Origin of the sequence: Intrasporangium sp. (genome assembly GCF_030452765.1) — a bacterium.
Taxonomy (GTDB): domain Bacteria; phylum Actinomycetota; class Actinomycetes; order Actinomycetales; family Dermatophilaceae; genus Intrasporangium_A.
Genome location: NZ_JAKDLO010000157.1, coordinates 1 through 10,384 on the forward strand (window position 1 = coordinate 1; position 10,384 = coordinate 10,384).

11 protein-coding genes, 1 tRNA gene and 2 pseudogenes are annotated in these 10,384 nt (G+C 72.0%); 3 read left to right on the forward strand and 11 right to left on the reverse strand.

Annotated elements, in window-relative coordinates; all coding sequences use genetic code 11:
• From L0H79_RS22280 to L0H79_RS17070, 11 genes are all read right to left on the reverse strand, one after another.
• The coding region (locus tag L0H79_RS22280) for an FAD-dependent oxidoreductase (protein WP_367652485.1) at positions 1 to 170 on the reverse strand (170 nt) is incomplete at its 3' end.
• Entirely contained in the window at positions 167 to 1,093 is a 927-nt protein-coding gene (locus tag L0H79_RS17025) for a squalene/phytoene synthase family protein (RefSeq protein ID WP_301485843.1), read from the reverse strand. The genes L0H79_RS22280 and L0H79_RS17025, both read right to left, overlap by 4 nt.
• Positions 1,072 to 1,896 carry a squalene synthase HpnC gene (gene hpnC, locus L0H79_RS17030; RefSeq protein ID WP_301485844.1) on the reverse strand — a complete coding sequence of 275 codons (825 nt, stop codon included), beginning with the start codon at positions 1,894 to 1,896 and terminating at the stop codon, positions 1,072 to 1,074. Before hpnC ends, L0H79_RS17025 begins: the two co-directional genes overlap by 22 nt.
• A gap of 7 nt (positions 1,897 to 1,903) precedes the next feature.
• Positions 1,904 to 3,826: a 1-deoxy-D-xylulose-5-phosphate synthase gene (gene dxs, locus L0H79_RS17035; protein ID WP_301485845.1), complete on the reverse strand. Its 1,923-nt coding sequence runs from the start codon at positions 3,824 to 3,826 to the stop codon at positions 1,904 to 1,906.
• A gap of 102 nt (positions 3,827 to 3,928) precedes the next feature.
• A complete protein-coding gene (locus L0H79_RS17040; protein WP_301485846.1) occupies positions 3,929 to 4,396 on the reverse strand; it encodes a MarR family winged helix-turn-helix transcriptional regulator in 468 nt (155 codons plus the stop codon).
• 67 nt (positions 4,397 to 4,463) lie between these two features.
• Positions 4,464 to 4,850, reverse strand: a complete 387-nt coding sequence (locus L0H79_RS17045) for a DUF3037 domain-containing protein (RefSeq protein WP_301485847.1) — start codon at positions 4,848 to 4,850, stop codon at positions 4,464 to 4,466.
• The gene (locus L0H79_RS17050) at positions 4,847 to 5,617 is read right to left on the reverse strand and encodes a HipA family kinase (RefSeq protein ID WP_301485848.1); all 771 of its coding nucleotides are present in this window, start codon (positions 5,615 to 5,617) and stop codon (positions 4,847 to 4,849) included. The genes L0H79_RS17045 and L0H79_RS17050 overlap by 4 nt, the downstream gene beginning before the upstream one ends.
• A 10-nt stretch (positions 5,618 to 5,627) precedes the next feature.
• Complete coding sequence (gene ilvA / locus L0H79_RS17055; protein ID WP_301485849.1) at positions 5,628 to 6,851, reverse strand: threonine ammonia-lyase; 1,224 nt, start codon at positions 6,849 to 6,851, stop codon at positions 5,628 to 5,630.
• 55 nt (positions 6,852 to 6,906) lie between these two features.
• Positions 6,907 to 8,190, reverse strand: a complete 1,284-nt coding sequence (locus L0H79_RS17060) for an MFS transporter (RefSeq protein ID WP_301485850.1) — start codon at positions 8,188 to 8,190, stop codon at positions 6,907 to 6,909.
• A gap of 83 nt (positions 8,191 to 8,273) precedes the next feature.
• Positions 8,274 to 8,360, reverse strand: a tRNA-Leu gene (locus L0H79_RS17065).
• A 108-nt stretch (positions 8,361 to 8,468) separates the two neighbouring features.
• Complete coding sequence (locus tag L0H79_RS17070; RefSeq protein ID WP_301485851.1) at positions 8,469 to 8,660, reverse strand: DUF5703 family protein; 192 nt, start codon at positions 8,658 to 8,660, stop codon at positions 8,469 to 8,471.
• A 272-nt stretch (positions 8,661 to 8,932) separates the two neighbouring features.
• On the opposite strand from L0H79_RS17070, the pseudogene L0H79_RS17075 reads away from it, so the two are divergent.
• The 3 genes and pseudogenes from L0H79_RS17075 to L0H79_RS17085 form a co-directional block, all read left to right on the forward strand.
• Positions 8,933 to 9,473, forward strand: a pseudogene (locus tag L0H79_RS17075) (amidohydrolase family protein); the annotation flags it as partial.
• Positions 9,474 to 9,579: 106 nt separating this feature from the next.
• Positions 9,580 to 9,906: pseudogene (locus L0H79_RS17080) on the forward strand (MaoC/PaaZ C-terminal domain-containing protein); the annotation flags it as partial.
• 57 nt (positions 9,907 to 9,963) lie between these two features.
• A partial coding sequence (locus tag L0H79_RS17085) for a hypothetical protein (RefSeq protein ID WP_301485852.1) occupies positions 9,964 to 10,384 on the forward strand: 421 nt, incomplete at its 3' end.

Genomic DNA, 10,384 nt, shown 5'->3' on the forward strand with positions numbered 1-10,384 from the left:
GGCCCCCCGGGGCCCCCGGGCGGCCCCGCGCCCGGCGGGGGGGGGCCCCGCCCCCGGGGGGGCGGCCGCGCCTCGAGCAGCAGGACCTGGCGACCCGCCCCGGCAAGGTCCAAGGAGGCGGTGATCCCGGCGAGCCCACCGCCGACGACGATGACCGGCCGTGCGCTCATGCGGCCCTCCGCACGATGGCGTGCACCGCGACCGACACCTTGGCCGGGGTCGACAGCGACAGTCGCCGTCCGCGTACGGCGGAGGGGTCGGCGGCGATGCGGGCCAGCAGCCGGCGATAGATGCCGGCCATCGCGGCCGTGCAGGCGGCGCTGCGCCGGTCGAGCAGCGGCAGCAGGGTCAGGCCCCGGCCATACCACGACTCGGCGCGTGCGGCCTCGAAGCGGACCAGCGCGTCGAACCGTGCGGGCGGGTCGGCGATGACGCCATCGGCACCGAGCTCGAGGGTGCAGCCGTACCGGTCGAGGTCCTGCTGCGGCAGGTAGACGCGACCCATCAGGCGGTCCTCGCGCAGGTCTCGCAGGATGTTGGTCAGCTGGAGCGCCACGCCGAGGTCGTCGGCGAGCGGTTCGGCGTCCTCGATCGGGGTCGGGTTGTAGACGCCGACCGAGAGGCGACCGACGGACCCCGCGACGTGGCGGCAGTAGCCGACGAGATCCTCGAAGGTCTCGTAGTGGTGGCCCGCCACGTCGGCCGCGCAGCCGTCGACGAGGTCGTCGAAGGCGTCGAGGGGGATCGGCAGGTGCGCGGCGGCATCGGCGAGCGCGGTGAGTACCGGGTCGTCGTCCGAACCTGGAGCGGGGGAGTGCGCGGCCGCGCTGGGGCAGGGCCGGGCCCGCCGGCCCTCGATCGCGCCGAGCCGCCCGCGGAGGGACTCGAGCGCAGCCTGACGGTCGGCCGCCGGGCCGTCGCTGTCCCCGATGTCGTCGATCCGCCGGGCCGTGGCATAGACCGCGGAGAGCGCCTGGCGTTGCTGTCGTGGCAGCAACCGGATGCCGTAGGAGAAGTTGCGCGCCTCGGTGCGGGTGATCTGCTCGCAGCGCTCGTATGCCGTCGTGACGTTCATCCGGCTCTCCTCAGCCATCCGTCGGCCCAGGCTGCGGCGATGTCCGACCGGGTCGGTTTGACGTCGCCGGTCAGGGTGTCGTACCCGGCTCGCCGGATCCTGGCCGCCGCCGCCCGGCCCCCGGCCACGTAGCCCGAGACCGCCAGCCGGGCCCAGCCGCGCAGCGTCGACACGAGTGGTGCGCCCGAGCCGAGCCATGCGGCCGCCCGCTCGGTCTCGAAGGCGACCAGCCGCCGCAGCGGGACACTCGCGTGCTCGGCCCCGAGGTCGTCCTCGCTCACCGCGAACCGGTCGAGGTCCTCCTTCGGCAGGTAGACCCGTCCCCTGGCGTGGTCCTCGCCGATGTCCTGCCAGTGCTCGAGCAGTTGCAGGGCCGTGCAGATCCGGTCGGACAGCTCGATGCGGTCCGGGGTGGCCTTGGCGAAGATGGTCAGCACGATCTCGCCGACCGGGTCGGCCGAGAGCCGGCAGTAGTCGAGCAGCTCGGCGAAGTCCTGGCACCGGGCCACGCCCTGGTCGCGCAGGTTCGCCTCGACGAGGCGCAGCAGGCAGTGCTCCGGCACCCCGGCGCGGGTCACGAGCGGCGTCATACCGGCCACGACCGGGTCGGTGACTGCAGCACCCGCGTAGAGGTGGTGCACCTGCTGGGCGACCTCGCCGAGGGCTGCCACGCGGTCGCCCGCGTACTCGTCGCCAAGGTCGTCGACGTACCGGGCGTAGCGGTAGGTCGCGTGCAGCTCGTCCCGGACCCGGGCGGGCAGCACTCGCAGCGCGACGGGGAAGTTCTCGCCGGCTTCCGTGGTGGGCGTGGTGGTACGCATGGCGGCCTCAGGCCGGTCTCCGGACGCGCCGGTCTCGCGCGCCCCGATGTCGTATGCCGCCCACCCCGACCGCGCCCGCGAGCGCACTCGCGACCGTGTCGGCGACGCCGTCTGCGTCGAGCCCGAAGTCGTGCAGGATCGCCGCGCGGCTGCCCTGGGCGACATACTGTGTCGGCACTCCGAGGACCCGCACCGTCGCGTCGACCTCCGCGTCGGCGAGCACGCGTGCGACCCTGGCCCCGACTCCCGAGGTCCGCAGCCCGTCCTCGATCGTGACGACGAGGTCGTGCTCGGCGGCGAGGTCGGGAAGGGCCGGGTTGACGGGCAGCACCCATCGCGGGTCGACGACCGAGCAGCGGATCCCGTCGGCGAGGAGCCGGTCGGCGGCCTGCACCGCGGCACCGGCGAGGGCTCCGACCGGCAGCAGCAGGACGTGCGGGTCGGGCGGGCGCCTCAGCACGTCCATCCCGGCGACCCGGGCGAGGGCGGGCAGGGCGCCGGCCGCGGCTGCCTTCGGGAAGCGCAGCGCGGTCGGTCCCGGATGCGCGACAGCCTCGTCGAGCTCCTCGACGAGGGTGGCCGCGTCACGCGGCGCCGCCACACGCATCCCGGGCACGGCCCCGAGCAACGTGAGGTCCCACAGGCCGTGGTGGCTCGGGCCGTCGGGCCCGGTGATGCCGGCGCGGTCGAGCACCAGCGTCACGGGCAGCCCGTGCAGGCCGACGTCCATGAGGGTCTGGTCGAATGCGCGGTGCATGAAGGTCGAGTAGAGGGCGACGACGGGGTGCAGCCCGCCCATCGCCATGCCGCTGGCGCTGACGAGCGCCTGCTGCTCGGCGATGCCGACGTCGACGCACCGCTGCGGGTGGCGCGCGGCGAGGGCGCGCAGCCCGGTGGGCCCCACCATCGCGGCGCTGACGGCGATCACCTCGGGTCGGCGCTCCGCAAGCTCGACGAGCGCGTCCCCGAACACGTCGGTCCAGGTCCGGGCCGGCGGCTTGCTCGGTGCCCCGGTGCTGGCGTCGATGGCGCCCACCGCGTGCAGGTGGTCGGCCTCGTCGAGCACGGCGGGCAGGTACCCGTGTCCCTTCTCGGTCCGGACGTGCACGACGACGGGCCGGTCGTGGCCGCGAGCCTGCGCGAAGGCCCTCTCGAGGGCCAGCAGGTCGTGACCGTCGACCGGGCCGATGTAGGCGAACCCCATCGCCTGGAAGAGGCTTACGCCGCAGGCGGCTGTGGGGCGGGTTGGCAGGCGGGTCGGTCGTGCCGCTGCCTGGTCTGCCGGCGCGGCGTGGCCACCGAGCCCGGCGACGATGCCCGCGTATCCGGCGCGGTCGGTCAGGCGGCTCAGGTGCTGGGGGAGCCCACCGATGGTCGGCGCGTAGGAGCGGTCATTGTCGTTGAGCACGACGACGACGCGGCGGCCGGACGTGCCGAGGTTGTTCAGGCCCTCCCAGGCCAGGCCTCCGGTCATGGCTCCGTCGCCGATGACCGCCACGACCGGCTCGCAGCCGCCGCGCGCGGCGATGGCCCGGCTGAGGCCGTCGGCGTAGGCCAGGGCCGTCGAGGCGTGCGAGTTCTCGACGAGGTCGTGCTGCGACTCGGCGCGTCGGGGGTAGCCGGAGAGCCCGCCCGCCTGGCGCAGCGATGCGAAGCCGTCGAGTCGGCCCGTCAGCAGCTTGTGGACGTAGGACTGGTGGCCGGTGTCGAAGACGATCGGTGTGCGCGGCGAGTCGAACACACGGTGCAGCGCGATGGTCAGCTCGACGACGCCGAGGTTGGGGCCCAGATGGCCGCCGGTCGCGCAGACCGTCTCGACGAGGACTTCGCGGATCTCCCGGGCCAGCCGGGTCAGGCCGTCAGGACCGAGCTTCTCGAGGTCTTCCGGGCTTCTGATGGTCTCCAGGACGGACATTGCGAGAATAGACATGGCGCCTTCGCTCCGGTCATGGCCGCAACGCGGTCATGACCATTACATCGGGATGCGATCTATTCTGATGTACCCCGATCTCCTGAGAGATCACTGACTGTTTTACGCACCGGCACCGAGGAACTTCGCTGAGAGTGTGGCGAGGAACTCCTCGGAGATGCTCAGCGTCTCGGCCGCCCGCTCGAGCTCGGCCAGGTGGGCGGTGGCGAGCACGCCGAGCAGGCCGTCCGCCTTGTCGGTGAGAGTCACGCGGACGACCCGCTGGTCGTGGTCGTCTCGCTGCCGGGCGACGAGCCCGAGCGACTCGGCCCGGTTGACGAGCTCGATCGCGCTGTTCGGTCGGATGAGCAGCTCACCGGCGAGGTCACCGACGCTCGGCGGGGAGTCGTCGTCCCGGGCGCGGACCGCGAGGAGCAGAAGGTACTGCTGCGGGGTCAGACCCGCCTTGCGAACCCGCCGCTCACTCCACTTCGTGTACTGCAGCATCGCCCGCCGGAAGGTGAACAGCATGGCGATCTCGTCACCCGACAGCGGGTCCGCCCGGGTCTCGCGCTCGTCGTGTCCGCCCATTGCCGCACCTCCACGTGCTCCACCGATGGTATGACGACGAGCCGGTCGGCCGCTTTGTGGGGGATGTTCAGCGACTCCCGGCCCGCACATAGCTGTCCAGCAGCCGTTCGAGCTCTCGGGTGGGGTCGGCCGTGATCCCGCCGTGCACCGGACCGGGCTGGATCACGGTCGACCGGGGCGCGATGATCCAGCCGAAGCGCTGGCCCGGCTTGTCGAACGACGGCAGCCCAGGGCCGCTCTCGCCGTGGCACACAGCACGGATGCGGCCGAGCGCGGCCCGGACTGTCGTGGGATCGCACTCGGGGGCGAAGCAGCGCAGGCGCTCCTCGTCGATCTCCCAGCCCGCATCGAGGAACCCGGCGTCCTGGCTGTGCAGGACGACGCCGATGTTGACGAACTCCTCGCGGTCCACTCGCGGGACGAGCCGCAGGACGACGTACTGGTAGGCGTTCACGGCAGGCCACCGTCCGGCAGCCAGGCACGGGGGTTCTGCAGCCGGGCGCTGAGCATCGTGACGTATGCCGCTCGCACCGCGGTCACGTCCGCGAGCCAGGGCGTCGGCTCGAGCCAGCCGTCCGGGACCGCGCCGACGGCCTGTTCGACCGCGGCCGGCGTGAGGCTCGCGGACAGGTCGGCGTGGCGTGCGGCCACGTCGGTGGCCACGTCTGCCAGCACGTGGCGGCTCGCGTCGAACGGTTGGGCGGCGAACCGGTCCGGGTCCGGCGCCCGGCTCGGCCACGAGTGGTGGAAGTAGAGCGCGGCCCCGTGGTCGATCGCGTAGGTCCGCCGGTGCCAGACGAGCAGGTTCGGGTTGGACCACGTCCGGTCGACGTTCGCGGTCAGAGCGTCGAGCCAGACGATCCGCTCGGCGAGGTCTGCCGGGGGCGGCTGGGAGCCGTCGTAGCCGAAGGCCCCGGGCAGGAAGTCGACCCCGAGGTTGGCGCCGACCGAGGCGGTGAGCAGGTCCTGTACCTCCTCGTCCGCCTCGTACTTCGCGATCCGCTGGTCGAGGTCGACGACGGCGAGGTCAGGGACGGCGACATCGATCAGCCGCGCCAGCCGGGCCACGATGACCTCGGCGACGAGGACCTTGAGCCCCTGCCCGGCCCCCCGGAACTTCAGCACGTAGGTGCCCTCGTCGCTCGCCTCGACGATGCCCGGCAGCGACCCGCCCTCCTTCAAGGGGGTGACGTAGCGGGTGGCGCTGATCCGAGGGAGCACCGCGCCGGCCTCAGTCGAGGTGCGGGTCGAAGCCCTTGGAACGCAGGTCGGCGATCACGGCGGCCGCGTGCTCGGCGCCCTTCGTCTCGACGCGCACCCCGATCTCCACCTCGTCGATGCCCAGCGGCACGACGGTGCGGACATGCTCGATCTCGAGGACGTTGGCCTCGGACGCCGCGAGGTGGTCGAGCAGGGCCGCGAGCGAGCCCGGCCGGTCCGGCACGCGGACCCGGAACTGCAGGTAGCGTCCCGCGGCGGTCAGGCCGTGCCGGATGATCCGCAGCAGCAGGAGCGGGTCGATGTTGCCGCCGGACAGCACCGCGACGACCGGCCCCTCGACGACGCCCGGCCCGGCATCGAGCAGCGATGCGACGCTGGCCGCCCCGGCGGGCTCGGCCACGAGCTTGGCCCGCTCGAGCAGGTAGAGGACCGCTCGGGACAGCTCATCCTCGGTGACCGTCCGGATGTCGTCGACGAGCTCGCTGACGATCGCGTACGGCACCTCCCCGGGGCACCCGACCGCGATGCCGTCGGCCATCGTCGACATCTTCGCCAGGGGCACCGGGTGACCGGCGGCCAGGGACGGCGGGTAGGCCGCCGCGCGCTCTGCCTGCACCCCGATGACGGTGACCTCGGGCCGACGCGACTTGACGACGGTGGCGATGCCCGAGATCAGGCCGCCGCCGCCGGTTCCGACGATGATGGTCCGCACGTCGGGGCACTGCTCGAGGATCTCGAGCCCGCACGTGCCGGCACCCGCGACGATGTGGGCGTGGTCGAACGGGTGGATCAGGACGGCCCCGGTGCGCTGCTCGAACTCGCTTGCCTTGACGAGGCAGTCGTCGATGGTCGAGCCGAACTGCTCTACCTGGGCACCGTAGCCGCGGGTCGCCTGAAGCTTGGGCAGGGGTGCCCCGACGGGCATGAAGACGGTGGCCTTCATGCCGAGCAGCTGCGCGGCGAGCGCGACCCCCTGGGCATGGTTTCCGGCACTCGCGCAGACGACACCGCGGGCCTTCTCCTCGTCGCTGAGCCGGGCCATCCGGTTGTAGGCGCCGCGGATCTTGAACGAGCCCGCACGCTGCAGGTTCTCGCACTTGAGATGGGTCTGCGCGCCGACGCGCTCGCTCAGGCCTCGGCTGTACTCGAGGGGGGTCGGACGGACGACCCCGTCGAGCAGCCGCTGGGCCGCGAGGACGTCATCGAGGGAGACGGGCAGCGCCGGTGATGCCATGACACCGAAGCGTAGTGCGCGCCGGCCTCGCTGCGTCGGGCAGGGGCCGACGAGCTCACGCGGGCGGCTCGGTCGACCCGCGCCGGACGTCGGCCCGGGTGGCGGCCTGCCAGGCCGGCACCAGAGGCGTCGCGAGGCCGACGTAGAGCAGGCCGACCACGAGAACCGGCCACGCCAGCAGGCCGCTCCGGGGCAGCGCCGCAGCACCGATGGCCACCGCGGCCACCAGGCCGCCGTTGTAGACCAGGTCGTAGGCCGAGAAGGCCCGGCCGAGAAGCGAGTCCGGCACGTGGCGCTGCATCAGGGTGTCGCAGCAGATCTTGACCGACTGGGCGCCTAGCGACACGAGCGCGGCCAGCGCCGCGGTGCTCCACAGGGTCAGCCACCACCCCAGCCCGAGCGCGGCGGCGCCGGTGAGCGCGAGGGCGGCAGCGGCATACGGGATGGGTGACCACCGGCCGGCCAGCCACGGCGTCACGAACGCGGCGATGGCGAAGCCGACCGCCGACGCGGCGGCTGCCAGGCCGAAGCGGAGGATGCCGGTGTCGCCGGCCGCCGCGAACGGCCCGCGGGAGAGCAGCAGCGCCTGGAGCAGGACGACACCGAACGGCAGCCGCGTGAGGAACACGAGCGCGAGGACGAGCCAGCCGCGGGCCGGCAGGGTCCGGAGCATCTCGACGAAGCCGCGCGCGACCACCTCCGCGACCTGGCCGAGGCGCGGCCCCGGGACGTCATCGGTGGGGCCGATGAAGGGCAGTCGTGAGGCGACCCAGGCGGCGACCAGGGTGCCGGCGACGGCGACGACGACGACGACGGCATCCGATCCGACGGCGCGTACGGCCGCCCCGGCCGCCCCGCCGATGACGTACGCGAGCGAGCCGAGCGTCGGGGCGACCGAGTTCGCCTCGACGAGGTCGTCCCGACCGACGACATGGGGCATTGCTGCCGAGAAGCCCGCCAGGACGAAGCGGTTGAGGGAGAAGACGAGCAGCACGAGGAGGAAGAAGGGCGGGCCGAGGCTCGCGCCGGTCACAAGGAGCGCGACGAGCGCCATCGACGCGGCCCGCAACAGCTGGCTCACGACGAGGATCCGGCGTCTCGGCCACCGGTCGAGCAGCACGCCGACGAACGGGCCCAGCGCACTGTAGGGCAGCAGCACCACGGCGAAGGCCGCCGCGATCGCCTCCGGGTCGGCGGCCTGCTGAGGGTTGAACAGGACGTAGCTGGCCAGGGCGACCTCGAAGATGCCGTCACTGCCCTGCGAGGCGACCCGGGCGGCGAACAGCCGCCGGAAGCCGCACACTCGCATCAGTGACACGAGCGCGCGCAGGAAGGTCACGCGCGCCAGCGTAGGCGCAGCAGGTCGCCTCGCCCATGGCAACGCCCCGCCGACGAAGCGGGTCTCCCCATCCTCGTTGGTATTGGTGTCGAGGGGGGGACTTGAACCCCCACGCCCGTTAAGGGCACTAGCACCTCAAGCTAGCGCGTCTGCCATTCCGCCACCCCGACAAGGTGATGCGCAGGACCCCCAGGAGTGCCCTGCAGCGAGCAGAAACGTTAGCACGAGCACGTGCCGGAGCACGAACCCGGGCAAGCGCACCACCGACCGAAGCGTCCTCAGGTGCGCCGGACGCGCATGATCCTGCGGCGCAGCCACATCCGGCGGATACCGCCGACGTAGATCACCGAGCGGGCCAGCTCCCAACGGCCGTACTCTGCATGATCGCGGACCGCTTGGCGCGCGTCGGCCTTCGACGTGTGTCGGTCGAAGGTGAGGACCCGGTACTCGTACTCGTTCAGTCCGCTCATCACGGCCATTGTGACACCGCTTTCGGACCGGATCGACAGCCCGGTCGCTGGTCACCACCGAGCCCGCTCGACGCGAAGGGGCTCTGCCGCTTGGGCCCGGCTGAGCGGCATACCCACTGGCTGAGGGCGCAAGTCATTCGGGACGATCCAGATCATTGATATGCGAGGACACCACCTACCGCGAGCTCGACGAGCGCGTCACCCGGCTCGCCCATGCCCTGCGCACTCTCGGGGTGGGCCCGGGCGCTTCCGGTCGGGGGAAGAGCGCACCCCCGACGATCCAGGCCATCGCTGCCCACCACCGCGAGCGCAACCTGGCCGCGGTCGTCTCCACCGTCGACGCCGCGACCGCTTCCGGGCACGCAGCGAACTCGGTGGAGGCCGAGGTCGCGGCCGAGAACAACGACGTGCTCATCCCGTTCGGCTCCGTCGACCCGTGGCAGGGTCGGGCGGCGGTCCGACAGGTGCACCGGCTGGTGGACGAGTTCGGCGTCAGGGGCTTCAAGTTCCACCCGAGCATGCAGGACTTCGAGCCCAACGACCGGCGCTTCTACCCGATCTACGAGGCCATCGTCGAGGCCGGTGTCCCCACGCTGTTCCACACCGGACAGACCGGCATCGGTGCGGGACTGCCCGGTGGGCACGGCATCAAGCTGCGCTATTGCCAACCCGATGTTCCTCGACGACGTCGCCGCAGACTTCCCCGACCTGACGATCATCATGGCCCACGCCGTGCCGTGGGTCGACGAGCAGATCTCCATCGCGACCCACCAGGCCGACGCCTACCTCGACCTGTCCGGCCGGTCGCCCCGAAGCTGTTCAAGCAGAACGCCCTGCGCGTCCTCGGACTCGATTCGCAGGGTCCCAGGACCGACGAGGAGCCCACTTCATGAGCACGACCGACACCCCCACGACCACGCACGTCGACACGGAGCGCGCCACGAAGGAGAGCCCTTTCGGCGGCCCGATCGCGCACGGCCAACTCACCCTGTCGCTCATCGTGCCGATGTGGTCGGAGGTCCTCACCGTCGACAGCGTGACGATGACGGTCAACTACGGCCTGAACAAGGTGCGCTTCACCACGCCCGTCCCCTCGGGCAGCCGGATCCGGCTGAATGCTGCCCTCAAGGGCTTCGAGGCGCTGCCCGAGGGAGAGGCGCAGATCATCGTCGAGGGCGTCATCGAGCTCGGCGGCAGTGAGCGGCCGGCCGTCGTCGTCGAGGCGATCTACCGGATGTTCGAGTAGCGCAGGCGGGGCGACAAACGTGTGTGCATGGCCCACCCCGTCCACTACGGTCGTGCCATGAGCGACGCGCGCGCTGCCCTGGAGCAGCTCATCGCAGCCCTGGAGCGCCACTACGAGGCAGCCAGCTCGAGCCGAGACCCCGACCACCCGATGGTGATCGCCGCCGCACAGGACCTTGCCGAGGCATTCGACGACTACGACGAGGCCCTCTTCGACGCCACCGAGGTGGCCACGCCGCTGTCGGTCTACGGCGAGGACCTCGACATGGACGAGGACGACTCCGACGACGACGGGGTCTACGCCGGCCTCGACTCCGACGACTACGACGACTCCGACGAGGACGACGACGAGGACGACGACGAGGACGACGACGAGGACGACGACGAGGACGAGGACGACGAGGACGACGACGAGGACGAGGACGACGAGGACGACGAGGACGACGAGGACGACGAGGACGACGAGGACGACGAGGACG